Here is a 25,850-nt window from a genome sequence, read left to right as displayed (position 1 = left end):
AGATGTGTATAAGAGACAGGTGGGGGAGGTGGGGGAGATGGAATAGGCTAAGGGCAGGATTACGGTTAATGATGGTGGTGGTAGCGGCGGAAATTGGCACCGTAGGTGGCTAACAGATGATCCGGGGAGAGGGCATACTCAGGAGAACCGGAGCAGATCAGCGATCGATTAATGCAAAGCACATGATTGCAGGTCTGGCTGACCATATCCAGATCATGGGAAACCTGCACCACCGTCCAGCCTTCTTCCCACATGAGTTGCTTGAGTAACTCCTGAAACTCGGCTTCTCCATGCACATCGACTTCCGCAAAGGCTTCGTCTAACACCAGCAAGCGACGGGGGGAAACCAGGCAATAGGCTAATAGCATCCGTTTCAGTTCGCCGCCACTTAGAGTGCCGATCGCTTGTCGGCGCAGATGCAGGATGTTCATTCGGTGCAGGGCGGTATGAATGGCAGCGGCTTTTTCGGGGTTGGGTAAAAACGGCAGATGATGCGCGATCTGGTGGGGAGTCCAGCCTAAACCGACTAATTCAGCCACGGAAATGGGAAAGTTGCGATCGAACAGCAGGTTTTGCGGGATATAGCCGATCTGGGGCTGGAAGCGACCTAACCGAGCGAGGGGACGACCAAAAATTTCGATCGTGCCGGTTGTGCGAGGGAGGAGTCCTAAGATGGCCTGGACTAAGGTACTTTTTCCTGCTCCGTTCGGCCCGACGATCGCCACCGACGTACCGGGTAGCAACTCAAAGGAAACGTCTTGCAGGATCAGGTGTTGTCCCCGCCGCACACTTAAATGTTGCACGTTAACCACCGGAATTGCCTCGGGGTGAGAGGGGAGGGGAGCGCGATCGGGAAAGACGGATTCTGAACTCATGATGACGGGCAAGGCAGGAATGGATGATGGAAAGGACTGGACTGGAGGCAACAACGAGCTACTGCTGAAATGCGGTTTCCAGCTTTTTCAGGTTTGCTTGCATCACCGTGAAGTAGTATTCGGGGGCAAGTTGTCCGGCTTCCAGGGAATCGAGCGGATATACGGTTAACTGCAAATCCTGAGATAGGTTGCTTACCAAGCGATTATCGACACCGGGCTCACTAAAAATCGCTTTGATATTGTATTGCTCAACTGTTTTCACGACCTGTTGCACATCCTGGGGAGACAGTTGATCGTCTGGGATCTGGACAACTGCCACCTGCTGAAGCTGATAGCGTTTTGCCAGGTAGGGAAAGGCATCATGGAAGGTAATGAACTTGCGATCGCGGTAGGGTTGTAATCGCTGGGCAAATTGCCGATCTAAGTCCGCTAGTTTTTGTAAATAGGCGGTGGCATTGGCTTGATAGGTGTCTCGGTTAGCGGGATCAGCCGCAATTAAGCCATCGCGAATATTCTCTACCTGCTTTTGGGCGAATACCGGATCGAGCCAGACATGGGGGTTGCCCTCGGCATGAGTGTGACCAGCCTGTTGCTTCGTATGCTGGTCGTCCGAGTGGTCATGGTCATGGTCATCTCCAATCGGCTGCACGATCGCGGATGTCTCTCCAAGCGTGGAAATCCCTTGACTGGCATCGATCACTTTTAGGTTTTGGTTCTCAGCACTTTTGAGGGTATTATCCAAAAACTCTTCAATGCCTAAGCCATTTTTGACTACCAGATCTGCCTGGGCGATTGTGGTCACGGCAGCGGGAGTGGATTGATAGTCATGTACCTCTGTCCCTGGCGGAATCAAGATCTCGACCTGGGCTGCCTCGCCTGCCACTGCCTTAGTAAACAGATAAACTGGCAGAAATGTCGTCACGATCCGTAACTTTTTGGCTTCCGCCGCCATTTGAGCTGGATTACTGGCTTGATTTGGGGGAGGAACGGTTGGGGTAGCACAGCCTCCTACCACCATCAATGCCGACAGGAGCGGGGAGACGACAAGGCGATTCAACGTGGGGTGAGGCATAGAACGCTTCTGGAACAGTAGAAAACTTTAAGGATGAGACTCATTCTCATTTTAGAATGAGTATTATTCTAAACGATGGCAGGGCGATCGCTGCATCCGGCGGGTGGAAGTCACTAGAAAAACAAAAAGACCAGCGTTGCGGCTGGTCAGCGAAATATCTACGTTGTTCTCTCAGTGGAGGAACCCCATCTGCGCGTTCCCAAACATGCAGCGGGCTTCTTATGTTATTAATCCCCCATCTGGACGTATTGTAACAAGATACACAAACTTTTTTTGACAAAACTTCATCATTTCCTGACAGAATCTCTACCATGTTGAGGATGTCCCCAGATGACGCGCTCATGTTTGTAGACGGTCATTCCCGGTTTTGCCCCTTTGGGTTTGTAGACATGTTTAGGCTCTGTATACACCACCGGAACTTGCTCACTCTGACGGGCACGACTGTAGTAAGCCGCTAGATTCGCCGCAAACTGGCGATCGCTCTCGTCCGGTATGTCTCCCGGATTAAACCGCAGTAACACATGGCTACCGGAAATCTCTTGACTATGAAACCAGAGGTCATAATCCCCCGCAATCCGAAAAGTAAGTTGATCGTTCTGGCGGTTGTTCCGGCCGACTAAAACCTCTAGCCCATTCGGTGTGTGATAGCGATAGGGTTGGCTTTGGGCATCGGCTGACTTGCTATCACTACTCCCTCGATAGTCTGGATCATCCAGGTAGCGTTGCTGGATCAATTCTTCCCGGATTTCGCTCAACACTTGTAGATCTTCGGCGGTCTGGTAATCGCTTAATTCCACTATTTCCGCTTCAATTTGCTCTAAATACTCGATTTCGGCATTCACCTCTGCCAGCAATGGCTCGATCGCCTGTCGGGTTCGTTTGAGCTTCTGATGTCGTTTATATAATGCCTGGGCATTCTGAACCGCATTTTTCTCGGGATTGAGCGGAATCGTGACGGGTTCTCCAGTGGCAAAGTCGGGTAAGTTGATCGTGGTCATGCCGGGTTGCCACAGGTGTAAGTGTGCCATCAGTAGATCGGCTTGCTGCCGCGATCGGTCTGCCTGATCGGATTGCTGCAAGCGATCGTGGAAGCCATTGGCTTTTAGCCGCAGTTTCTCCAGCACCGTTTGCAGTTTTTGACTGATCTGATGCCGCCGTTGGACAAACTCCTGGCGATCGCGGTGGTCGGCGTAGTAGCGATCGATGGCTTCCTGGATGCTGGTCACTGGTTGGCTGACATGCCACCCGACTACGGTATATCCCGCATCTGTCCATCCCGGTTGGAAGTTACCCGTTTCGATGATCTGTAACCATTCCTGCCAGCGCTGGAATAGTCGTTGCCACTCGGCGATCGTTAAGGTATCTGTGGGGCGATCTGGATCCAGTTCAGCCATTTGTACCATCGACAACACCAGAGCAGAACTTAGACCGCGATAGGTTTTGACTAAATTTCGCCGTAGGGTGCCGGGGACAAGACTAATCCGCTCCCGCCAGCGATCGTAGGATTCGCTCAAACTAGGAATCGGATCGGTTAGTTTAGGCGGAATTTCATAAGGCTGCCCCGTTTGGATGGGACGCACACTGGACTGCTGACTACTCACCTGATGAGCGGCAGTAACAATCTGATTCTCCGCGTTTGCCAGAATCACGTTACTGTATTTGCCCATGATCTCAAGATAGAGATGCCATAACGCCGGATCACCCGGACGACGACCAAACTGGAGGTCTAATACCCGTTCCCATGGGGCGATCGGCGCGATCGCAATCAAGGCTAAATTGCCAATTTGATGGCGCAGTTGTTGACTGAAGGTAAAGGTATCCGGAGTGCGTGGCGGTGGTGGGCTAATACATAATCGGGCAGCCTGGGGATGCCAGGACACTAACAACCAGCCCCGGTGTTCCAGGGTACGCAGACCTAAATATAGGGTATGGCGATCGCGTTGATAGACTTGCTCCAACCGGGCGGGCACCCAATGGGCTCGCAGGTCGGTACAAATTGCCATTAAGGTCGTGAAATCAACAGGTTGCACAGTAGAAGGGGGCGAGATCGCTCAAAATAGTTCAGGACAGCGTTAGATGCCAGAAAGGCGTTAAAAGATCGTTGAGATCGCAAAAAATCAGCTTGATTCTCAAGTTTCGGTTGTTAGACCCGATTTTTATAGACTACGATCGCAATACTCACTTCCAGTCTTTGCGTCTGAAGGACTGGCGATAGGGGCAGGTCGCTCCCTATAACGATCAACGCTCACTGTTACTCCTCATTAATTTACGTCATCAGCCGTTATGGATATCAAGCTGATTAATATTGGATTTGGCAACATCGTGTCTGCCGGTCGGGTCGTTGCCATTGTTAGCCCCGAGTCTGCTCCGATTAAGCGGATCATTACGGATGCTAGGGACAGCAAGCAATTGATTGATGCAACCTATGGTCGCCGCACCCGAGCCGTGATTATTACGGATTCCGGTCATGTCATTCTATCCGCAATCCAACCCGAAACTGTAGCGAATCGCTTTGTCGTCACGAAGGATACGCATGGAGAAGATTAGACCAATAGCGCTATACAGGGGGGAAACCCTAAGAGATGATTAATAAATCATTGTCTTTAGTTTGGGAACCGTGGGAATTATGGGCAGATTAGTGGTTTTAACAGGACCGAGTGGAGTGGGGAAGGGCACTCTCGTTCGGGCGTTACTTGCCCGTCACCCCGAACTGTATGTCTCCGTATCAGCGACCACTCGCCCTCCCCGATCGGGGGAAATTGATGGAGTGAGCTACCACTTTGTCAGCCGGAATACCTTTGAGCGGATGATCGCCAATGGGGATTTGCTGGAATGGGCAGAGTTTGCTGGCAACCTCTATGGCACTCCCCGCGCCATGGTAGAAGCTCAGATCAGCCAGGGCAATTGGGTGATTTTAGAAATTGAACTGGAGGGAGCGCGACAAATTCGCCAAACGTATCCCGAGGCATTGCGGATTTTTATCTTGCCACCCTCGTTACCCGAATTAGAATTCCGCATTCGCAACCGGGGGCAGGATACGGAGGATGCGATCACCCGTCGGTTAGCCCGCGCTAAGGCAGAAATTGATGCGGCGAATGAATTTGATATTCAGATTGTCAACGATGATTTTGACAAAGCCCTCGATCGGATTGAATCGGCATTGTTTGCCACAGCCGCTCGCTAATATCGATTAGGGCAGGGCGAATCGCTCAGAAGTACAGCTAAAACAGCATTGTAGCTATTACTGTCTGTATGGTTCGCCCCTATGAACGGCTCAGAATTTGATTAAGCGTTCAGCCAACGTGCCGCATCCTTCGCGTGATAGGTCAGGATCAGATCCGCCCCCGATCGCTTAAAGCTGGTTAAGGTTTCCATTACCACCCGTTGCTCATCAATCCAGCCATTTAAAGCGGCGGCTTTGATCATGGCGTATTCGCCAGACACGTTGTAGGCGGCAACCGGGAGATTGGTGGCTTCCTTCACCCGCCAGATAATATCCATGTATGCCAGCGCGGGTTTCACCATCAGCATATCTGCCCCTTCGGCAATGTCCAGGGCAATTTCCTTCAGGGCTTCCCGTCCATTGCCGGGATCCATTTGGTAGGTGCGGCGATCGCCAAACTGAGGGGTGGATTCTGCCGCATCCCGGAAGGGTCCGTAGTAAGCAGAAGCATACTTCGCGGCATAGGACAGGATCGGGATATCCTGGAAACCAGCTTCATCTAAGCCTTCCCGAATTGCCATGACAAATCCATCCATCATGCCGGACGGGGCAATGATATCCGCTCCGGCTTTTGCCTGGGAGACGGCCGTTTTCTTTAATAGCTCCAGCGTGGGATCGTTGAGCACCCGTCCGGTTAAGTCACCGACTTCCAAGTAGCCACAGTGACCGTGGGAAGTATATTCACACAGGCAGGTATCAGCTACCACGATCAGGTCAGGAACCGCTTCTTTAACCGCCGTAGCCGCTTTCTGGACAATGCCACAGTCATGCCATGCTCCCGTGGCATCGGTATCCTTATCGGCGGGAATCCCAAACAAAATGATGGCGGGAATGCCGAGGTCGTAAACTTCTTTGGCTTCTTCTACGATTTTGTCGATCGATAATTGGAAGACCCCCGGCATGGAGCGCACTTCAGTCGCGATCGCTTCACCCGGTACTGCAAACAACGGGTAGATCAGGTCGCTGGTAGTCAGTACGGTTTCGCGCACCATCCGGCGCAGTTGAGGATGGGTACGGAGACGACGTGGGCGATGAACTGGAAACATAGGCTTAAACTAAGCGAGAATTTTCAAGGATCGCGTTGCGGCAAACAACAAAATTGTTTCGATTCTTAAAAGTCTCCCACGTTCTGTTGCCTGTCTTCGCACTCTTTACATTACGTTCTGTTGCAGAAAGTTATGACTGCTGAATCTGATGTTCTGGCAATCAATCACTCCTTTTACCGAGCCTTTGAGAAAAAAGACTTGGAGGCGATGACTACGATCTGGTCGCATGGGACAGATTGTATCTGCATCCATCCGGGGCGCAATGCTTTGCGAGGCTGGGAGGCAATTCGATCGTCCTGGGAGAAAATTTTTCGGGGGACTGCCTATCTGGAGATTGAAACCGAAATTTTGCGACTAGAAATTAGTGGGGATTTGGCTTATGTTGTCTTAACGGAGACTGTGCTTCAGGTAGCGGCAGGTCGCCAAGTACGGGCAGTCTCGATCGCGACTAATTTGTTTGAATTAATGGGGGGCAACTGGTATTTGGTTCATCACCACGGTAGCCCGATTATTAGTTGAATGGAGTTGAATTTCAGCCATTTAACCGCCGCTCACGGGTGGAATTAACACTACTTCATCGCCGGATTGCAAGACTGTATCGGGTTCAACAAATTGAAGATTAATCCCAAAGCGGGTGAGATCTCGCCATTCTGCCAGTTGGGGATGCTCGGCAATCAAGCGATCGCGCACAGCCATCACTGGAGTTCCGGGTGGTAAGTCCATCTGTAACTCTGGGACTCCATAGACCTCCTGATAAGCCGCAAACAGCTTAACTGTGACTGCGATCGTCGTTGCTTCAGCCATATCCTGCTCAAACCAAAAAAATTAGCTAATTTAACTCTCACTATAAAAGGTAGACGGCTTATGGGAGCGCTAGTCTCCGTTGACCATCTACCTATTTTGATCTGCAATGCCACAAGGTTTAGAGCAGCCGTCTCAGGTCATCATCCATGATTGTTGCAATGATTTCAGGATCAATGGATGATTAAACCTCAGCCCTCAAGCCTTATTGAGCCGTACCGCTTTGTTCTAAACGACCTGCACCGCCTTGACCCGGCACAGCCTGGGTGTTGGGATCAACATCATTCCGCACACCAGAAGCGGCTTGGTTCGGCAGCATGTTGTTCACCCCGGATGACGGACGATTCATATTTTGCTGATTGCTACGGAAATCAGGGGCGTTAGAATCCTGTTGTTGGAGTGAGGGATTGGAGTAGTTCGGTTGTTGTTGCACCCCAGGGATATTCTGGCTGCTGCGACGCATCATTCCCGGAGGACAGCTTCCTGTGTCCGCCAGACGATTGTCGGTGCCGTAGGTGGCAGGGTTAGCGGGATTCCCTACTGCACTGGTTTGGTTGGGAATGCTGCTGCCCATCTGGTTAGAACTGGTATAGCCCGTAGAGCGAGAGCCAGTATTGTTGGCGGTCATGCCAAAGCCCGTTTGATTATCGAACCGTCGGGAGGCTTCTACCATCTGCCGCGCTTGACCACCAGCCGTTGCCCCACCATACGCTAGAACGTTACCACCAATGGTAGAGGCATGTTCATGTCCGGTAACCCCGCCTTGCTGATAACCATTGGGACTATATCCCCATTCCCTGCCGTAGCTGGTGCTTTGGTTGTAGAAACCTTGTTGGCGATCGAAGGTGTTGGCTTGAGTCCCCAGATTAGTCGGATTCGTCACCGTGTTTGCTGACGTACCCATTTCACTGGTATTGGTCCCCATTTCAAATGAATTGGTAGCTCGTCTGCGATTACCACTTTCATTGTAGAAGCGGCGTTGTTGCTCGATCGATAGGTTTTGGGTTGTACCACTCATGCTGCTGGGGTATTCACCACCCATACCACCAGCACCACCACCAACTCCCTGATTGATTACTGAACCATTGGTGCCACTGACATAGGAACCCTGATCAATATTGCTGCGAGGATCAGCCTGATTAGGGAAGTTTTGAGTCGAAGGCTGTAGCGCTTGTCCAGCCATCGAGCTAGACTGCATGTTACTGCTCATAGGTACGCAGTCTGCTGGATATTGGCTACCACCGGATTGGGCGGAGTTGCCAGGGTTTGTCATCTGAGCCAGAGCCGGTAGACCCAGGAAGGTGCTAGCAGTAACCACACTAACGAAGGCGGTCATTTTCTTAGCTAGATTTAGATTAGTTTTTGTACGCATCGATAGCTCCTTTAACTGCTGCATAAGTAAAGCCTCAATCGATCTAGCGAAAAAATACTTCTCTCAAGCAAACGTAACGCTGAGAATTATTTCTTAGATAGACAGATCTCGTTTCTGAATTCAAATGAGGCATTTGATATTGTTGAAGTTTAGAAATATCTGAGGTTTTCGTTCTCTGTCATTGGTTTGATCTGGCTATCCTACTGAGGCGTAGACTTCGCTGACTGTTCTACAGCGAGATGCAATTGTCTACTTAAACCTGCACAATAGGAATTGCATGATTAGGTCATTACCCGATCGCTACTTGCATACCTAGGAGATTAACTGTGCTGGAACTATATCAATTTGAGATGTCCCACTATGTGGAGAAGGTACGGTTAATTCTGGATTACAAAGGATTGACCTACCGCAAGATTGAAGTGACACCGGGAATTGGTCAATTGGAACTAGTGCGGATGTCGGGGCATCGGCAAGTGCCTGTGCTTAAAGATGGCAACGAAATTATTCCCGATTCCACGGCGATCGCAGAATATTTGGACAAGCAGTATCCGGATAAACCCGTGATCCCCAGTGATCCCAAGTTACGGGGGCAGTGCTTGCTGATGGAACAATGGGCAGATGAGATTTTTGGTATCAATGTTCGTAAATGTCTGATTACGGCAATGGGACAGGATCCCAGTTTGCGTACCTCGGTACTGCCCAGCACGACTCCTGATCTGCTGAAAACATTAGTTGGTGCGGTTCCCGGTGATCTGTTCAGTTCTCTGGGATTGGGTGGCATGGTCAAAGATGCCAAATCTGCGATCGAGCACAATCTGACCGCTCTTTGCTTTATCTTGATGCACCAACCCTATTTGATTACCGATCAGCCGACGCTGGCAGATTTCGCTGTTGCCGGATTATCCATGTACCTGAAATTCCCAACAGGTAACTACCTGAATATTCCGGAATCCCTTAAAGGTAAAGGCTTACCTGGCATTGCCGATGTGGGCACGTTTGAACCCTTTTTCTCCTGGCGAGATCAGCTATATGCCGATTACCGCAAACCCCTAACGACGACCAATAGTGGTGGCTCTGGGCCAACCTCGATCAACATCGAGTAGTTATTGATTAATGGTTGATGACCACTGAGCAAAAATAATTAAGTAGGGGCAGGTTGAGCCGTGATCTCATCAATTGATTACAGGAGTTTCAGCAACCCTGCCCTTTCAAAAATTTGCGATTCTCCCGATCTCGAATCTTAAGCGATGAAAGTTAGCAGAACGTCCGTATTAATTCTCTTATAGAACTATTGTATTATTGGGAGAACTCCAGTACGATCGCTGCTACATTTCTTTGTCGGATCGCATGACGTTAGAGCAACCGCTTGGCTCCGTAATTCAAGGTTCTCTCAGTCAGGGCTTAGAAGTCCGGCTGCATCCGGATGTTTCGGTGGAAGACATGCGGGTGGGCAAGTTTGTGGTGGTGCAGGGGCGACGATCGCGCTTCTTCTGCATGTTGACCGATGTGGCGCTGGGAACGGCAAGTTCGCGGATTCTAGCCAATCCTCCTGATCCAACCAATACGTTTCTACAAGAAGTTTTAGCGGGGACGGGCACCTTTGGCACAGTCAATCTGACCCCAATGCTGATGATGACTCCGGAACCTGATCGAGGTGAGCAACCACCGCCACAACCGCGAACCGAGGCGGCTACAACCAGTAAAGCTGCCTCCTATCAAGCTCAATCGAGTGCCGCGATCGATCTTCTGCCGGTGAAAACGATTCCCAGTCACTTCAGCCAGGTGTACGATGCCAGCGAATGGGATTTCCGGGCGGTATTTGGTTGGGAAGATGATCCGCAACGGCGGAATTTTGCCATCGGGCAACCGATCGATATGGATGTCCCCGTTTGTCTGGATCTCGATCGATTCGTAGAACGGAGTAATGGGGTATTTGGTAAATCGGGGACGGGAAAATCGTTTCTCACCCGCTTGCTGTTGTCTGGCATTATTCGGAAGCAAGCCGCCGTCAATCTAATTTTTGACATGCATTCGGAGTATGGTTGGGAAGCGGCGCGAGAAGGCAAGCAATTTAGTACCGTCAAAGGCTTGCGGCAGTTATTTCCGGGACAGGTGCAGATCTATACCCTTGATCCAGACTCCACTCGACGGCGGGGAGTCCGGGATGCCCAGGAACTTTATATTAGCTATGACCAGATTGAGGTAGAAGATTTGGCGCTCGTGCGGGGGGAGTTAAACCTGTCAGAAGCTAGTTTGGAAAACGCGATTATTCTGCGGAATGAGTTTGGCAAAGCGTGGATTACTCGCCTGCTATCGATGGGGAATGGGGAAATTCAGGAGTTTTGCGAAACCAAGATGGGCAGTAAGTCGTCGATTATGGCATTGCAACGCAAGCTGACCCGCTTAGATGATTTGAAATATATCCGGAATACCTGCACTCAAAACTATGTGGGGCAAATTCTGGATTCTCTAGATGCGGGAAAGCATGTGGTGATTGAGTTTGGTTCGCAATCGAATCTACTGTCCTACATGTTGGCGACTAATATTATTGCTCGTCGCATTCATGCCAGTTATGTCTTAAAAGCCGAAAAGTTTTTGCAAACAAAGAATGTTAGCGATCGCCCCCGGCAATTAGTCGTGACGATCGAAGAAGCCCACCGTTTTCTGGATCCTGCCACTGTGGGACAAACGATTTTTGGCACGATCGCGCGGGAAATGCGGAAATACTTCGTGACTCTGTTAGTCGTCGATCAACGACCTTCAGGCATTGATAACGAGGTTATGTCTCAAATTGGGACTCGGATTACAGCGCTGCTGAATGATGAAAAGGATATTGATGCCATTTTTACTGGGGTTTCAGGAGCGCAAAGTTTGCGATCGGTGTTAGCAAAATTGGACTCGAAGCAGCAAGCGTTATTGCTGGGGCATGCTGTCCCGATGCCGGTTGTCGTGCGTACACGGGCTTACGATGAAACGTTCTATGCCGAGGTTGGCGATACCGCCTGGGAGGAACTGCCGGATGCTCTAGTCTTGCAGGCGGCTAAAGCGGCTAAAGCGGACTTGGGATTCTAGATCGCCATACTACGATTTTTACCTGCTTGCCTCACCCGATCGACTGACATATTACAGTCGTACAACCTTCACACCGGAGTGATATTGATCAATTAGCTTCGTACAGATAGCGGGATTCCAGGCTAGAGCGACAACAATCAACGTTTACTTAACCCCAGAACACTCTAGTCAGCCCACGCCCAATTTGAGAACGGTTACGTTAACGTCCAATCTAGCTGGAGGGTTGCAATCATGTATTGGCAGAACCGCCCAAAAAGTTCGGTTATCTCATCTCATCTGAGACTGTTCAGACTGAGATTATCCAGGCACTATAGAAGATATACGGAGTGAAGCGTAGCCCCAGTCTTGTGACCGAGTGATCATGATTGCAACATAGCCAGCAGTAGTCTCTGCTATCCCAACTGAAGATCACCCACTTGATTCATCCCAAAGGATGAAACTAAAATCCTTTCTCTCCGTCTATAATGTGGTATACCATTAGAGTATGAACTCATAACGATTCCGAGTTAGAGTGAATGTAGAGGTCAGTTGCGCCCCTTGATCTGTCTCATTGGTGTTGTTCTTTTGGCTTATTTGAGTTCTTTAGCTTTCTACTAACCGATCGCGTCGTCACTGTTAAAGCGTGGGTTCAGCGCTTATAGAATTGAGTCCCCCTATTACTGAGCATTTCCCGACCTCACATTACCCATTCCGAGCGATTCTGTGGAGCAGAGCCGCTCCCGGTTAAAGTTTCCTTTCACGCCAGTCAAGTCTTCCCTGTTCCTTGTTTTACGGAGTTTGCGCATCCATGACCACTGCCAGCACAACCTCTAAAGCGCCTAAGTCTACCTTCACGGCAGATATGGTTCGCACCTATCTACACGAAATTGGTCGCGTACCGATGCTGACCCATGAACAAGAGATTGTTTATGGGAAGCAGGTGCAGCAAATGATGGCATTGCAAGAAAAGAAAACTGCCCTTGCCAAAACGCTAGCTCATGAACCGACTGAGCAAGAGCTAGCCGAACATACTCATCTCAGTGAAACTGACCTGAAAGACATTATGCGGAAAGGTCAGCGTGCTAAGCAGAAAATGATTGAAGCGAATCTGCGCCTGGTGGTGTCGATCGCCAAGAAGTATCAAAAGCGGAATCTAGAATTTCTCGATCTGATTCAAGAAGGCACGATGGGATTGGAGCGAGGAGTCGAAAAGTTTGATCCGACTCGCGGCTACAAGTTCTCAACCTATGCTTACTGGTGGATTCGGCAAGCGATTACGCGGGCGATCGCCCAGCAAGCTCGCACCATCCGCCTGCCGATTCATATCACCGAAAAGCTGAACAAGATCAAGAAAACCCAACGGGAACTCGCCCAAAAGCTGGGTCGTAGTGCCACGGCGGCGGAGATCGCGGCTGAGTTGGAGTTAGAACCGGCTCAAATCCGCGAGTTCTTGACTCTATCCCGGCAACCTGTCTCGCTGGATCTGCGGGTCGGTGATAATCAAGACACGGAACTGCAAGATTTGCTAGAGGACGAAGGACCTTCTCCAGAGCATTACATGGCTCAGGAATCCCTCCGTCAGGATCTCGCTACTTTGATGGCGGATCTAACTCCGCAACAGCGCCAAGTCCTGACCCTGCGCTATGGGTTAGACGATGGCCATGAACTGTCGCTGGCGAAGGTGGGCGAACGCCTAAATCTCAGCCGGGAGCGGGTACGGCAGTTAGAGCGGCAAGCGTTGGATAGCCTGCGTCGTCGCAAGGCGAATGTACGAGAGTACCTGGCTAGCTAACTTGCTGTTACAGCTAGTATTGATTCACTAAAAAAGCGGTAGATTCAGAATGATTTCTGGTCTACCGCTTTTTTACCGAACATTCGCTAGGGGCGGGTTTTGCCCAGAATCTTTCAGGGGATGTAAATTCATCCGCTAAACCTGCCCGTACAATCAGCGAACTTAGGAGATTTTTGAGAAAGATACTACCCCTGTACGGGTTTAGCATTCGGCAGATCATCTCTGCCCAATTGGAAAGACTGTTGACCGAATGCCAAACCCCTACAATATGTGGGTATAAATTCTTTTGGAAATGACCTAATTCAGTTCGTGATCCTTACTGCCGATCGAGCGTAGCAATAATATTGTCCAGAATGGTTTGTGCCCCTTGCTGGCGCAGCCGTTGAGCCAGTTCTGTACCTAAGCGTTCAGCCTCGCTCGCGGCTCCCGTCAGGCTATCTTTCACAACCTGTTGACCATCCAGACTGGCAACGATGCCCGTTAAGGTGAGTTGATCGCCATCCAGAACGGTGTTGACCCCGATCGGAACCTGACAGCCCCCTTCGAGTTCTCGCAGGAAGGCTCGTTCGGCATAGCAACGATCGGCGGTCGGTTGATGTTGCAGTGCTTTCAGCAGTTCCAATACTTCCGTATCATCGCCGCGACACTCAATGCCTAACGCCCCCTGCCCAACGGCATGGAGGGACACTTCCGCCGGGATGACCTGGTGAATGCGATCGCCCATGCCTAAGCGATGTAATCCAGCAACCGCCAGAATCAAGGCATCGTATTCCCCAGCATCCAGCTTGCTTAGGCGGGTATTGAGATTGCCACGGACATCCTTAAAGCTGAGATGGGGGTAGTGGTGGCGCAGTTGGGCTAACCGCCGCAGCGAAGAAGTACCAATTACGGCTCCTTCTGGCAGGGTTTCTAGCTGTTTGTCTTTGTGCTGTTCATGCACGACTAAGGCATCAGCCGGATTTTCGCGTTCGGTGACGCAACCTAGCACTAAGCCCTCAGGTAAGCGAGTCGGCAGATCTTTGAGGGAATGGACAGCGAAATCAATGTCGCCATTAATCATCCCCACTTCTAATTCTTTGGTAAACAGTCCTTTGTCGCCGATTTTTGCCAAAGCAACGTCAAGAATTTTGTCGCCCTGGGTACTCATGGTATGGACTTCAAACGTGCGATCGGGAAATGCCTTTTGAAGTTCAGCCTGCACCCACTCGGTTTGCACCAAGGCAAGTTGGCTTTTGCGGGAACCAATGCGAATGGTACGGGCAGGACTGGAAACGGGGGATGCGGTGGCCATATATCAGAAATTCAAATTGGCTTTAGAAGTCACTTTTTCCACATTACCCTAGTGTGTCCCTCGATCGCCCGTCATCCGGTGGTGAGAAACATTACAGATAATTAAGCAAAGGGGAATTGGAGAATAAAGGCGACCTCTCCACTGCCACTTTCAGCTCGGATGGTTGCGCCTAGACGGGTGATTAGCCGTTGGACTAATGCCAGCCCTAAGCCAGTTCCTCCATGTTTCCAGGGATCGTGATGGGGGATGCGATAGAAGCGATCGAAGATTTTGGGTAGTTGGTCAGCCGCAATTTCGATGCCGGAGTTGCTGACCCGAATTTGGAGCAAGTTGGGTGTGAGCAGGGTGGCACTGAGGGTAATTGTGCCGCCAGCCGGAGTGTATTTGCAGGCATTATTGAGCAATTCGGTGAAGATGCGCTCCAGGCTGGATGTTTCGGTCTTGAAGGGTGGCAGGTTGGCGGCGATCGCTAACTGCAACTGCTGGTGCTGAACTTGAGCCCGTTCCAGAAACGGACGGAGCAATTGAGGTAGCCAGATGGCTAAATCCAGGGATGACCAGGTGACTGGGTCACTATTGGCTTCTAGCCGCGAGAGGTCTAGCAGATCATTAATTAAATTAATTTCTCGCTGGCATTCCTCCTTGAGGATTTGCATATATCGGTTAATCGCAGCGGGTTGAGCAAGCTCGCTGTCTCGCTTCAGCACAATATCCAACATCTGAGTTGCCATTTTGATATTAGACATGGGAGTCCGGAGTTCGTGAGACACGCTACTGAGAAAGTCATCCTTTAAGCGGTTCAAGGCTTCCAGTTGATTCACCTGGGCTTGCGTGGCTTGATACAGGCGCGACTGCCGCAACGCGATCGCACATTGGTTGGCAACCTGATGCGCTAACCGAATTTCCTGGTCATCATAGGGCTCTGGTTCAGATTTGAATAACCACAGATTACCAACGACCTGCTGATCGGTTTTTAAGGGGCAGGCTAACACAATAAATTTCTGGTAGGGGTCACGTTCACTCACCAGAACCTGCGGTAAAGGACAGAACTGGATCAACTCACCTCGCAGCATCGTTTGGTGAATCTCTGGCATGTTGCTAAGCGGAATCGTAATGTGTTTTGAGGAGTTCAGATGATGTTGCCGGATGAACTCATAGCAGATCGTTAACGTTTGCTGCTCCAGGTTATAAATTGCTGCGTCACAGAGATCAATTTCTAAGCCGATCGCCAACTCTTGAACGGCGGTTTGCAAGATTTGGTCTTCATCCAAACTATCGCGAACTTTTTCTGTAATGCGTTGCAACAATGCCTCAAAATGCAGTGCTCGTCGGAGTTGAGCCGTCCGTTCCTGTACCTGACTTTCTAGATTTTGTTTGTCGGATTGCCAGGACATGTAGCGAATCGTCAGCGATCCCAATAGCAGCGAAACCAGCAGGGCAATTACACTTAGGGCGATCGTTAAGTTCGTATTGGTGGTAATTTGCGCGGTAAATTCGGTTTCGGGAATGACAACGACCATGAGCCAGTTCAAGCCGTATTGATCCCGGAGGCGGGTAACTTGCAGGTACTGTTGTTGTCCGTCTGAGACAAAACTGAGTTGCTGGGTGTGATTAATTAAACTAAAGCGATGGAAGCGCTCCAGAAGTTTTTGAGCACTGGCGCGAATCAACGGTGAAGAGCTACCAAATACTGATAACCGCTGAATTTGCTGCTGATTATGACTGACTAGAAAAGGTTGGCGATCGGCAGAGGACGCGATGAGTAATCCAGAATTTTCCATAATAAATGACTCTCCTGCCTGACTCACGTTTAACCCAGTGAGAAAAGTAGAGAGTTGGGAGAGCACTAACCCAGTGGCGAATACTCCTTGGAGCTTGCCTGTTTGGCTATAGACCGGGTGGGTGGCAGAAATACTCAGGTCGGTTTGCTCAAATAATGTAAAAACCTGGCTCCAGGTGGGTTGTCGTGCCCAAGTCGCAGAAATATACCAGGGACGGAAGCGGGGATCATAGTTTGGCACTGAGCCCATTACCTGCTGCCGTTGGCCCTGTTGATTCGTGGTATAGGTTTTGTAATTGCCTTGACGAAAGTGATCTGTGGCTTCGATCACTAGGCTGCCATTGTCCTGTCGTCCGACCAGCACATAACCGCCATTTTGCTCATTACCATAGTAGATTTCACTGACGGAATTAAAGGTACGAACCTGGTTCCAAAATCGTTGTTCTAAGGCTCGGACATTGGTTAGATCTAATTCACCTGTTTGGACAGCCTCAGCATTCATTTGATTGATTTGATGAGGTGTCGCCAGGTAGGACTGAAGTTTCAGTTGAGTGCGATCGCTAATCTCTTGACATAACCGTGCTGCCAGTTGATTGACAGCTATTTGCCCATTCCGTAGTGACAACCATACTGCAAATCCAGCAATTCCCAGGGTTTGCAGGAAAAATAGCACCACCAGGGTTGAAGGTAGGGAGAGGGGGCGAAACCGACTGGCAGCAGCCATAGGGCAATAATAGCGATAGGACATGCAACGGGTAGAGGTCAGTCATCTCAGGCTGAGGCAACCCCGTTATCTGGCTTTAGCATGCCCTATTTATCCGTTGAACTAAATCGTGAATTGGTCGTTGGTCATTAGTAAATCGTCCTATCCGAATGACGAATGACGATCGACCAATGACATGCCAATATAAAAAGTAGTACAAATCACCAAATTTAATTCCGCCAAAAGGGGAATCGGTCGCTATTTCACCAGAAGGATGAAGCATTGTGTTCAAACGATTGTAATAAAGTTACTTCGTTGTTGATTCAGCAATGCAATGTTGCTTTAGTTCTATGCTGACACTTTCTGTGATTGTCCTAACAATTTGGTTTGCCGCTTGCTTAGGAGAGTTAAGTGAAACTGAAGAGTAGTTTGGTGTTTAGCGCTGCGTCTTTGGAGGAAAGACAAACGCACTGTCCTGGCGATCGAGATCACAAGCTACCTGTTTTGTTCCAGCTTGATAATCAATCGGTTGTTTAATCAGGCGATCGAGGATGGCTTTTTGATTAAGATTTTGATACATAAGCCTGCCAAACAGATTTTTCTTCATCCTGTCAGAGATCGATTAATTCAGCCTCTAACTTACGGCAGAGTTCAGTTTAAGAGGCGCGAAACACGGCTTCAGTGAACGGTTTAAAGGTTTAGAACTGTCCTTCACCCGGAAAAAAGTGAGTTGCCCATTGGGCTAACGCGATCGCGCTAACAGCCATCCCGGCGATCGCTACACCTTTAACGAAAGGATTGCGATCGAACCAATCGGTTAAACTGGGAATGACTAAATGGCTAAAATCTCCATCAACGCGATCGTTTAGAGGCACAGGTTCATACAAATTATGGGGATCATCAGCCGTTTTTGGTTGATTGGTATGCTGTAACGGAAACCCAACCCATAACAGAATCGCATCAACTAAAGATGGGGAAATGCGTTGGACAATATCTAATACCCTGCCGACATCACCAACAATAAAATCGCGGGTAGGATGTTCCGCCGTATAAAGAATTGCTTTTGCGACTAATTTAGGGTCGTAATAAGGTGGAATTCCAGTTGGTTTAACCCCAAGTTTTGTTAACCCATTGTTGTAAAACGGAGTGTTAATCACGCTGGGTTTAATGCTAGTAACACTAACAGGAACCTGTTCATGTTTTAGTTCAACTCGGATTGATTCTAGAAACCCTTCAATGCCATGTTTTGCTGTTGAGTAAGGACTTTGTAACGGTAAGGCTCGTCGCCCTTCCATTGAGGACACATGAATTAACGCGCCGCCCTGTTGTTTCAGGTAAGGTAAGGCTGCCATCGCTCCATACACCTGACCCATTAATGTGACATCAACGACTCGGTGAAATTCTTCTGGTGTAATTTCAGCAAAGGTCGAAAATACGCTGGTGGCAGATAAATGTACCCAGGTATCTAAGCGTCCATAGGTTGCTACAGCTTTGTCTGCGATCGCTTTGACTTGCTCAAATTTGGCAACGTCTGCGACCACGGCGATCGCCTCTCCACCCCACTCCTGAATCGTTTCAACTAAAGACGCTAAACCTGATTCGCTTCGGGCAGAAACGACTAATTTAGCTCCACGTTTAGCCAATTGCAAAGCTGTTTCGCGTCCAATGCCACTGGAAGCGCCAACAATTGCCACAACTTGCTGATTGAGCGGCTTCAACTGCATGGACTCTCCTTAAAACAGCGATCGGTAGGAAAAACTGGAACAGAACTATTAAGCTCTTTACCAAGCGTAACGATCGTGTTTGGGGGGTGCTTCTGCCTAAGGAATGGCTTTGCTAAACAGCCGGATTGCCAATATTGATACTTATGAGGACGTTTTGAAAGTATCAAAGTGATTGCACTTGCCTCCTAAATCCCCCTTTCTATGATGCCGTTAGGCTATATTCTAGGGAACTTTGAATCCGGTTCCCCCCAGAATTGGGGGGCTAGGGGGCAAGCTCAGGTCAGGATTTTGACTTTTCAAACATCCTCTTGATCAACTAAAACCCCTAATGACCGATTTAGGGACATGAAGTTTGATATGAAGCCCAATAAATTGCGATCGCTTAGGCTGAAGTTTTGCGTTGGTCGGATTGCAAAATTACCCAACCAATTAAAGCAATTAAGCCACTGATGCCTAAATATGACAGGTCGTAAATTAGCGTATAGGTTCCCGATCGTACATGGTGAATGCCGAGAATCTGGTGATCAATTAACCCTTCCAAACAATTAAATAATCCAAATCCAATCATTAATGAACCGATAAAGGTCGCCGCAGATAGAACCTGGGTTTGTTTAGCCGCTCGCCAGAGCAGAAAAATTCCCAATAAGGTCATACTCCAATCAAATAAATGGAATAGCCCATCTCCTAACGTATTCAGTTCTAAACCTGCTACAGTTGCATCGGATTTGATATTGGAAAACATGTGATGCCATTGCAGAAGCTGATGAAAAATAATGCCATCAAAGAAACCAGCTTGCCCACACCCTAAAACAATTCCGGCGGTGATTAAAGGACGACGGTTGATCACTGACGTTGAAGTAGAAGACGTTACTGATTGCGTCATGGCAATTTTAATTAGATAGGATCAATTATTGATCGCAAAATTAGTGTCCAAACACTATATGGGTGAATCAACTAATTCAGTAGCTGGGCATAATGAATTGTAGAGTGTATTAGTGGCAACGTAATACATCTATTCCTGAATCAGTATGAATTCCGCTCCCCTAACTCATCCTACAAATAACCAGGTCTACCTACTTAACTAACTAACCAACTAATGCTAAATCATTCACAATAATGATGTGTTTTTTCTCATCAAAACAAATCTTGCCATCATGTTTAAGCTGGCTCAGTAAGCGACTAATGGTGACGCGAGTTGCTCCACAGGCATTGGCAAAATCCTCGTGAGTAAGCCGTAGTCCCAAGCGAATACCCTGTGGTACAGGCTGACCAACCTCACTTTTTAATAATTGCAATAATCGGCATAAACGGCTTTCAATTTGACGTTCGCCAGAGATCACCAAAAGAGTTTCAGTTTGTTGAAGTCGCTGTCTGGTTTTCGCCAAGAAGAATCGAGTCAATGGGTAAGATGCAAAGATCTCATTCACCGAAAAAGCAATTAATTGGACATCTGAAATCGCGATCGCTTCGTAGAGTGGTAATGAGGTTAAATAAGCACCGAAGGGCATTCCAGAGCCAATTAACCCAATTAATACTTCCTGGTTTTGATCGGTGAGAGTCGTCAATTTTACCAGTCCCTGGTCAACATACCAGAGGGTTTGTGGGTCTAAGGGAATGAGTTCACCCTGGGAAAAAGATTGTCTGAGGCGGTTTTGCAGCAGTGCTTGATGATGGCCATTGCCCTCATAGCAATTGCGTTCTAACATTTCGATCCGCTTGCGTTCAGAAATATCTTTAATTGTCCAGCGAAAGCTGATAGGGTGTTGATCACAATCACGAATGGCTAGAGTTGAACAAGCAACATCTAACGATTTACCGTCTCGGGTAACTAATTTAATTTCCCATTCCTGGTAGTAGTCCCGTTGTTGCCGCCGCACGAGTTCAGACCGAAATGCCGCCCGATCGTTCTCGTTTACAAATACAGCAAGTGGCTTACCAATTAAAAATGGGGCAGAGACATCCAATAACTGTGCTGCCATCCAATTGGCTTCTTGAATGCAGCCCTCTAAAGTAGTGACAAGATAGGCTTCTGGAGCGAACTGAAATAGTTCTTGATATCGCTTACGCTCAGTGTTGGCTAATTCTAACGCAACGCTTAGGGCTTCCTCCTGTTGCTGCAATTCTTCCACAGCAACCTGTAACTCCTCCATCGCAATCCCTAATTCCTTCAATACAGGGGGAACTAATGAAACTGCCATTTGAGGAGAATCATTCACCTGATTAAACAGATAAAACAGGCGATCGTGCATCTCAGTAACTTGTTGCACAAAACTTTCTACATTGATCGAAGTTTTTTTGCTGATCGTAACTTGTACGGACATTTACTAAGCCCCCAATGAACTACGTGCATTAAACTAGCTGATCAAGACGTTGATTTCTGAAAAGTAGTTAACACTTCAACTAAGAAAAATCTATGTTAATAAAAGAGTTATTATATTCATATAAGCCATGCCATCGACTATCAGTGTGATCGAGCAACTGAATAGTGATAGTTGAACTCTGTCTATTCAGTTATAACTAGATTTCATGATAGAGCATTTTATCTATGAGAAAAAATTTCCTAATTAAAGTTAACTACAAGTTGACTTTAATATAAATGATTTTAGTCGGCTATACACCCGTATAGATGAAATCTAGTGTGCTTAAAAAATGCTTGTAAATTAGATCACACATAAAGTTAATAATTTTCCCTACATTAGGATAGATCCTATTACGTTGCTCTATTTCCACTTTGAGGGGAGTGTTGTGATGATCTGGATCGATCGCTACTCTACTTGAATCTGGCTTAAGTTGACTTAACAGTTAAAGCGTAAATATTCGAGTTCGATCGGGTTTTATTCCAATGGGTTCTCTGATATAAAATACAAGTTTTTGGAGCTGCTAAAACCTGCGATTTCAAAGAACTTTCTATAGAATGTTAATCTTGTCAATTTTCTTTGGTCAACCAATAATTGCCAGATCTTGAGATATTGCTGGAGGGTGGTTTAGGAGATAACGAGACATTCCGAGAAACAGAATCCTGGATAGGATGGCAACTATTCCCTTGGCTGAACTCTATCCCTTGATCGTCCCATAGCTGAAGGCAATTTCTGGAAAACAAAATACCTGTAAGGGCAGTTTGGTAGATCGCTTGACGGATGTAACAGCCTTTTGCAACGAAACCTGCTCCTACAACCGAGGTATTTTTTCTCCCAGAAATCGTCTGAGTTGCCATGTCGTTTCGCTTCAGGGGTTGACTGTTTCCCGTTCAGCAATATCCATTACAGAATATAGATACGTTAAACATAAATTTATGAATTTGTGTAAAGGCTTCGGGAATCCTCCGGTGAGCGATTGAAGCTAGTCATGGTGATAGCAATTCTGTCACCAAATGTAACTGTATCAGCGAAGGATTAGTGGTTTGATCGAGATAGGAGCATTGCACGATATTGAGTTGGAGCCGCGATCGGGCTGCGACCCATTCAATTAGGTTCTACCAAATGACAGACTGATTCACCCATCGAGGTGAGTCGGTCGGACGAAGCATGATATTTAGTTGCGTCGTACATTAAGTAGAGCTATTTGGATCAATGTTCCGTACTTTATTTCAACTCAACTATCACCTCTGACATTGATCGAAATCACTTTTTATCTCCGTGGAGTTTGGGAACCTTAATCGTAAGCTAGATTTTGCTCTCAGAGTAACTGCATAAATTCCCAGCTTCCCCTGGATAACTTAGCTAAATCGCTCGTTGATAAATCAGTATTTTTAGGGTAGAGGAAGACAGTCATGCGGAATCAATTTCACCAGCCCCTGACGCAGTTGGTTACAGCACTACAGCAGTCCAGCCAGCGCTTCGCAAGTCTGTCGTTCGCGTTTAGTGTTGCCGCTTGCGGTATGCTCGCTCCAGCCGCTTTAAGTGCAGAATCAACCCCGGAGCAACTTGCCAGGGCTGCTAATCCCAGTGTGTCGGCAACCGCCGTTTCTCAATTGCCGGATGGTGTTTATCTGTATGGTCAAGCGCAGGAGCCGGAACAGCTTGGTCAAGGCTACTTTGTGTTTGAAGTGAATCAGGGCGATGTCGTCGGTGCATTGTATATGCCACGCTCCTCCTTTGATTGTGCAGCGGGTTCTTTCAAGGACGATCAGTTAGCGCTGACGGTGACGAATAGCTACGATCGCACCACGAATCCCTTTGAGATTGCGTTAGAACGAGTTACGAATGTCGCGTCTTCGGCAGCATCTGGTAAGCCAGCCATTGGTTTAGAAGGGTTCTATCGAATTGATCAAGTGAGCGATAACGATCTGCGGATTCTGAATGTTTGCAAGCAGGATGCTCAGTAAGCGTCGGCTTCGCGTTGTACGAAAATGATGTTTTCCGTAACCTTTTCAAACGTATCATCATGACTGATCACAAATAGCTGGCGGAAGGTTTTAATGTTCGCGATCGCTTCTGCCAGTTGCTCCCGCCGTGGTCTGTCCATGTTGGTTGTGGGTTCATCGAAAAAGGCAATATCAATATCGGCTAACACTTTTAACAGTGCTAATCGGACGGCTAGAGCCGCACACATTTGTTCACCACCGGACAGGTTAATGAAGCGACGTGTATGTCCACCCTCTTGCACGATGATTTCGTAATCTTTTGTCCAGGTTAGGCTAACATTCAGCCGATTTAAAAGTTCGCGGAACAAGCGATCGGCTTCCTGGGAAATGCGTTGCACATAGCGTTCGGTAATCCGAGGCCCGGCTTTTTTGTAGGCTTCTCGGGCAAATTTGATGAAATGTTGAACTTTCCGCTTTTGTTTGAGCGTTACTTCTGCCTGTTGCCGCTTCGTTTGGATCGTTTCCAGGCGAGTAAATTGCTGATCCAATTGCTCACGCACCTTCACCATGTCGGGCAAACGGGCATTTAAAGCGATCGCTTGATGCTGCAAGAGTTGATACTGACTTTGTACCTGCTGGAACTGAGTTGGATTGAAGCTCTGACTGAGACGATCGCGTTCCTCGGTTAATTGTTGCTGTTCTTCGGTGAGTGCTTGTAACTGGTCACTCGCGGCTTGCAGTTGTTGCCGTCGATCGCGACGAGTATTGGCGAGTTCTCGGTAGGCTAAATAGTTTTCATGAGCGGCTTGATGTTCCGCTTTGACCGCTTGTTGAAGTTGCATTTCCTCAACTAGATTCGGTAAGGCTGCCAGTTGGGTATCTAAGTGAGCGATCGTGTGCTGAATCCCCTGTAAGGTAATTTGAGCGTCTTGTACCTGAGTTTCCAGGCTGGTTTGTTGTTGCAGTTTCTGATCCAGCAAACGAATTTGTCCACGCGGATCATTTAATGCCATCAGTGCTTCTGCCAGTTGGGTTTGTTGGCTGAGTAACTCTGCTTCTGTCGCTAACTGAGCCTTGACTTCGGTGATGCCCGTTTGTAGTTCCGCAATTTCTAGCGTTAACTCCTGATGACGGTGCTGTAAAGTGGCTAAATTCGCCAATTCAGTCTGCTGGCGGCGGGCGGTTTTTAACTGAACTTGAACCGCTTGTAAGTTGTTTTCTAAGGTCTCAACGGAGGTTTGATCCGCGAGGTCATTCAGAACCTCTTGTAGAGCAGTGACTAACTCTTGCTGCCAGTCGGTTCCTTGCTGGAGGGTAGCGATCGCAGCGGCTAACGGTTCTGACCAGCTTGGTACAGCGGCTTGTAAGGCTTTTAAGCTAGTTGTTGTTTGTTCAATCTGCTGTAAGTAGCGATCGCCGGAGGTTTGGCAGCGATCGTATAACTGCTGTAAATCTGATTCAAACTGAATCGCCGCCGCAATTCGGCTCAGATGTAACTGGCAGCGCTGCTCCTCCTGCTCTAATTGGGGAATCTGTTGGACAACGGGTTCTAGCGCCTGAATCCGGGTGATTTCCTGCTGAAGTTGCGCCAGATTTGTTTGACGTTGGTGCAGTTGTTTTTCCTGAGTTTTCACCGTTTGTTTCCAACTAACACAGTTCTGCAAGTGTTGCCGGATCACCTGCTGTTCTTGCTCTAGTTGGAGTTGTTGTTGAGCTAAGGGTTCTAACCGTTTAATCTCTAAAATAGCAGTTTGGAGATCGTCTAGTTGTGCCAACAACGTGTTAAGTTGCACTTGCCGATCGCTGAGTTGTTGCTCACACCGACGCTTCTCTTGATGAAGTTTTTGTTCCGCTTGCCATTGCGCTTGTAAGGTTTGGAGAGCAGTTTCTGCTTGCTCGTACAGTTGATAGGCTTCCCGGTGGGATGTACAAATTGCCGCTGCCTCTTCTGCTTGTTGCAAGTCTTTTTGCAACCGTTGCCTACTCTCTGCTTGAGTCTGTTGCTGCACCGTGAGTAAGTTTAATTTCGTTTCCACCTGCTGCATCTGTTGCGCCTGCACTGCCAGTTCTGCCTGGGTTTGATGTAGCTCGGCAAGTTGAGTTTGAAGCTGCTGAATTGTGGTCTGGACTTGAATGATTTCCTGTTCCTGTGCTTGCCGTTTTTGTGCCAAAGTGGCAAATTCAGTTAGTTCATCATCGTAGCGTTCAATCTCTCGTTCTAACTCCTTAACATTTGCTTCAGCATACTTAGTTAGGGGCAAAAACTGATCAAAAACCCGCCGATATTCGTCAACTTTGAGGATGGTGTCGAAGGTTTTTTTGCGCTCACGATCGGGCTTGAGAAAGTCCGCCGTAAACATGCCTTGGGGAACGCCGATCGTGTTGGCAAATAAATCGGCTAAATCAGTCCCCGCCGCCACGCCTAAATGTTGGCGTAACCAGGGCAACACTTCTTCCTCAATCCGGCTATATTCCAGCTTTTCTCCCACCTGGGGATCATAGATGGTATAGCCCGATCTCGTACAACGGCTGATTTCATAGGTGCGTTGATCTCGGTTAGACACAAAGCTAATTCGTACCTGGGCACTGCTGGCACCATTCCGAATTAAATCTTCGTTCTTATAGCTGCCCCGATAGTTAAACAGTGTCCAGGCGATCGCTTCCAGTAAGCTGGTCTTGCCCGCGCCATTCTCACCACAGATGGCATTGGTTCCCGGTTGAAAGCTAAAGTGACGATCGCTATGGGATTTAAAGTTTTTCAGCGTGACAGTGAGAATTTCCATAAGGAAGCGATTTGGCAACGAAGTCCAGATTACA

20 protein-coding genes are annotated in these 25,850 nt (G+C 48.3%); 7 read left to right on the top strand and 13 right to left on the bottom strand.

Going from position 1 to position 25,850, the window contains the following annotated elements:
* Positions 1-65 precede the first annotated feature (65 nt).
* From ACN4EK_RS25320 to ACN4EK_RS25310, 3 genes are all read right to left on the bottom strand, one after another.
* A complete protein-coding gene (locus ACN4EK_RS25320) occupies positions 66-875 on the bottom strand; it encodes a metal ABC transporter ATP-binding protein (protein ID WP_431661060.1) in 810 nt (269 codons plus the stop codon).
* Between the two features lie 58 nt (positions 876-933).
* Entirely contained in the window at positions 934-1,947 is a 1,014-nt protein-coding gene (locus tag ACN4EK_RS25315; protein ID WP_431661059.1) for a metal ABC transporter solute-binding protein, Zn/Mn family, read from the bottom strand.
* A 287-nt stretch (positions 1,948-2,234) separates the two neighbouring features.
* The gene (locus tag ACN4EK_RS25310; RefSeq protein WP_431661058.1) at positions 2,235-3,977 is read right to left on the bottom strand and encodes an Rqc2 family fibronectin-binding protein; all 1,743 of its coding nucleotides are present in this window, start codon (positions 3,975-3,977) and stop codon (positions 2,235-2,237) included.
* Between the two features lie 253 nt (positions 3,978-4,230).
* Here ACN4EK_RS25310 and remA point away from each other — a divergent pair, with 253 nt between their 5' ends.
* On the top strand, positions 4,231-4,494 hold the full coding sequence (remA, locus tag ACN4EK_RS25305) for an extracellular matrix/biofilm regulator RemA (RefSeq protein ID WP_431661057.1): 264 nt from the start codon (positions 4,231-4,233) through the stop codon (positions 4,492-4,494).
* Positions 4,495-4,573: 79 nt separating this feature from the next.
* Positions 4,574-5,131 (top strand): guanylate kinase, encoded by a 558-nt coding sequence (gmk, locus tag ACN4EK_RS25300; RefSeq protein ID WP_431661056.1) that lies wholly within the window; start codon positions 4,574-4,576, stop codon positions 5,129-5,131.
* A gap of 101 nt (positions 5,132-5,232) precedes the next feature.
* Here the strand turns inward: gmk and hemB are convergent, their stop codons facing one another.
* Positions 5,233-6,216, bottom strand: a complete 984-nt coding sequence (gene hemB / locus ACN4EK_RS25295) for a porphobilinogen synthase (protein WP_431661055.1) — start codon at positions 6,214-6,216, stop codon at positions 5,233-5,235.
* Between the two features lie 132 nt (positions 6,217-6,348).
* Here hemB and ACN4EK_RS25290 point away from each other — a divergent pair, with 132 nt between their 5' ends.
* Positions 6,349-6,735, top strand: coding sequence for a nuclear transport factor 2 family protein (locus ACN4EK_RS25290; RefSeq protein ID WP_431661054.1), 387 nt, complete (start codon positions 6,349-6,351; stop codon positions 6,733-6,735).
* A gap of 21 nt (positions 6,736-6,756) precedes the next feature.
* Here the strand turns inward: ACN4EK_RS25290 and ACN4EK_RS25285 are convergent, their stop codons facing one another.
* Together ACN4EK_RS25285 and ACN4EK_RS25280 are read right to left on the bottom strand one after the other, a co-directional pair.
* Positions 6,757-7,020, bottom strand: coding sequence for a MoaD/ThiS family protein (locus ACN4EK_RS25285; protein WP_431661053.1), 264 nt, complete (start codon positions 7,018-7,020; stop codon positions 6,757-6,759).
* Between the two features lie 202 nt (positions 7,021-7,222).
* Positions 7,223-8,389, bottom strand: coding sequence for a hypothetical protein (locus ACN4EK_RS25280; protein WP_431661052.1), 1,167 nt, complete (start codon positions 8,387-8,389; stop codon positions 7,223-7,225).
* 326 nt (positions 8,390-8,715) lie between these two features.
* Here ACN4EK_RS25280 and ACN4EK_RS25275 point away from each other — a divergent pair, with 326 nt between their 5' ends.
* From ACN4EK_RS25275 to ACN4EK_RS25265, 3 genes are all read left to right on the top strand, one after another.
* Positions 8,716-9,492, top strand: a complete 777-nt coding sequence (locus ACN4EK_RS25275) for a glutathione S-transferase family protein (protein ID WP_431661051.1) — start codon at positions 8,716-8,718, stop codon at positions 9,490-9,492.
* 244 nt (positions 9,493-9,736) lie between these two features.
* Positions 9,737-11,461, top strand: coding sequence for a helicase HerA domain-containing protein (locus tag ACN4EK_RS25270; RefSeq protein ID WP_431661050.1), 1,725 nt, complete (start codon positions 9,737-9,739; stop codon positions 11,459-11,461).
* Positions 11,462-12,248: 787 nt separating this feature from the next.
* A complete protein-coding gene (locus ACN4EK_RS25265) occupies positions 12,249-13,232 on the top strand; it encodes an RNA polymerase sigma factor, RpoD/SigA family (RefSeq protein WP_431661049.1) in 984 nt (327 codons plus the stop codon).
* A 316-nt stretch (positions 13,233-13,548) separates the two neighbouring features.
* On the opposite strand, the gene hemC is transcribed toward ACN4EK_RS25265, so the two are convergent.
* From hemC to ACN4EK_RS25235, 6 genes are all read right to left on the bottom strand, one after another.
* Positions 13,549-14,523: a hydroxymethylbilane synthase gene (hemC, locus tag ACN4EK_RS25260; protein WP_431661048.1), complete on the bottom strand. Its 975-nt coding sequence runs from the start codon at positions 14,521-14,523 to the stop codon at positions 13,549-13,551.
* Between the two features lie 101 nt (positions 14,524-14,624).
* Entirely contained in the window at positions 14,625-17,027 is a 2,403-nt protein-coding gene (locus ACN4EK_RS25255; RefSeq protein WP_431661047.1) for an ATP-binding protein, read from the bottom strand.
* 415 nt (positions 17,028-17,442) lie between these two features.
* Positions 17,443-17,586, bottom strand: a complete 144-nt coding sequence (locus tag ACN4EK_RS25250) for a hypothetical protein (RefSeq protein WP_431661046.1) — start codon at positions 17,584-17,586, stop codon at positions 17,443-17,445.
* 118 nt (positions 17,587-17,704) lie between these two features.
* Positions 17,705-18,730 carry an SDR family oxidoreductase gene (locus ACN4EK_RS25245; RefSeq protein ID WP_431661045.1) on the bottom strand — a complete coding sequence of 342 codons (1,026 nt, stop codon included), beginning with the start codon at positions 18,728-18,730 and terminating at the stop codon, positions 17,705-17,707.
* Between the two features lie 382 nt (positions 18,731-19,112).
* Positions 19,113-19,613 (bottom strand): DUF2243 domain-containing protein, encoded by a 501-nt coding sequence (locus tag ACN4EK_RS25240; RefSeq protein WP_431661044.1) that lies wholly within the window; start codon positions 19,611-19,613, stop codon positions 19,113-19,115.
* Between the two features lie 202 nt (positions 19,614-19,815).
* A complete protein-coding gene (locus ACN4EK_RS25235) occupies positions 19,816-21,051 on the bottom strand; it encodes a helix-turn-helix domain-containing protein (RefSeq protein ID WP_431661043.1) in 1,236 nt (411 codons plus the stop codon).
* 1,448 nt (positions 21,052-22,499) lie between these two features.
* Here ACN4EK_RS25235 and ACN4EK_RS25230 point away from each other — a divergent pair.
* The gene (locus tag ACN4EK_RS25230) at positions 22,500-23,054 is read left to right on the top strand and encodes a hypothetical protein (protein WP_431661042.1); all 555 of its coding nucleotides are present in this window, start codon (positions 22,500-22,502) and stop codon (positions 23,052-23,054) included.
* On the opposite strand, the gene ACN4EK_RS25225 is transcribed toward ACN4EK_RS25230, so the two are convergent.
* Positions 23,048-25,816, bottom strand: coding sequence for an AAA family ATPase (locus ACN4EK_RS25225; protein ID WP_431661041.1), 2,769 nt, complete (start codon positions 25,814-25,816; stop codon positions 23,048-23,050). The two genes, ACN4EK_RS25230 and ACN4EK_RS25225, sit on opposite strands and share 7 nt — an antisense overlap.
* Positions 25,817-25,850: the final 34 nt, after the last annotated feature.

The organism is Pantanalinema rosaneae CENA516 (assembly GCF_050753385.1).
In the GTDB taxonomy this organism is placed as follows: Bacteria; Cyanobacteriota; Cyanobacteriia; order Leptolyngbyales; family Leptolyngbyaceae; genus Pantanalinema; species Pantanalinema rosaneae.
Note: the sequence above shows the minus strand (reverse complement) of the source record. Positions and strands in the feature narration are given on the sequence as shown.

Bases quoted from the DNA above. Each gene is read 5' to 3' on its own strand.
- ACN4EK_RS25320 (WP_431661060.1), bottom strand. From the start codon at position 875: ATGAGTTCAGAATCCGTCTTTCCCGATCGCGCTCCCCTCCCCTCTCAC.
- ACN4EK_RS25315 (WP_431661059.1), bottom strand. From the start codon at position 1,947: ATGCCTCACCCCACGTTGAATCGCCTTGTCGTCTCCCCGCTCCTGTCG.
- remA (WP_431661057.1), top strand. From the start codon at position 4,231: ATGGATATCAAGCTGATTAATATTGGATTTGGCAACATCGTGTCTGCC.
- gmk (WP_431661056.1), top strand. From the start codon at position 4,574: ATGGGCAGATTAGTGGTTTTAACAGGACCGAGTGGAGTGGGGAAGGGC.
- hemB (WP_431661055.1), bottom strand. From the start codon at position 6,216: ATGTTTCCAGTTCATCGCCCACGTCGTCTCCGTACCCATCCTCAACTG.
- ACN4EK_RS25290 (WP_431661054.1), top strand. From the start codon at position 6,349: ATGACTGCTGAATCTGATGTTCTGGCAATCAATCACTCCTTTTACCGA.
- ACN4EK_RS25285 (WP_431661053.1), bottom strand. From the start codon at position 7,020: ATGGCTGAAGCAACGACGATCGCAGTCACAGTTAAGCTGTTTGCGGCT.
- ACN4EK_RS25280 (WP_431661052.1), bottom strand. From the start codon at position 8,389: ATGCGTACAAAAACTAATCTAAATCTAGCTAAGAAAATGACCGCCTTC.
- ACN4EK_RS25270 (WP_431661050.1), top strand. From the start codon at position 9,737: ATGACGTTAGAGCAACCGCTTGGCTCCGTAATTCAAGGTTCTCTCAGT.
- ACN4EK_RS25265 (WP_431661049.1), top strand. From the start codon at position 12,249: ATGACCACTGCCAGCACAACCTCTAAAGCGCCTAAGTCTACCTTCACG.
- hemC (WP_431661048.1), bottom strand. From the start codon at position 14,523: ATGGCCACCGCATCCCCCGTTTCCAGTCCTGCCCGTACCATTCGCATT.
- ACN4EK_RS25255 (WP_431661047.1), bottom strand. From the start codon at position 17,027: ATGGCTGCTGCCAGTCGGTTTCGCCCCCTCTCCCTACCTTCAACCCTG.
- ACN4EK_RS25250 (WP_431661046.1), bottom strand. From the start codon at position 17,586: ATGTATCAAAATCTTAATCAAAAAGCCATCCTCGATCGCCTGATTAAA.
- ACN4EK_RS25245 (WP_431661045.1), bottom strand. From the start codon at position 18,730: ATGCAGTTGAAGCCGCTCAATCAGCAAGTTGTGGCAATTGTTGGCGCT.
- ACN4EK_RS25240 (WP_431661044.1), bottom strand. From the start codon at position 19,613: ATGACGCAATCAGTAACGTCTTCTACTTCAACGTCAGTGATCAACCGT.
- ACN4EK_RS25235 (WP_431661043.1), bottom strand. From the start codon at position 21,051: ATGTCCGTACAAGTTACGATCAGCAAAAAAACTTCGATCAATGTAGAA.
- ACN4EK_RS25230 (WP_431661042.1), top strand. From the start codon at position 22,500: ATGCGGAATCAATTTCACCAGCCCCTGACGCAGTTGGTTACAGCACTA.
- ACN4EK_RS25225 (WP_431661041.1), bottom strand. From the start codon at position 25,816: ATGGAAATTCTCACTGTCACGCTGAAAAACTTTAAATCCCATAGCGAT.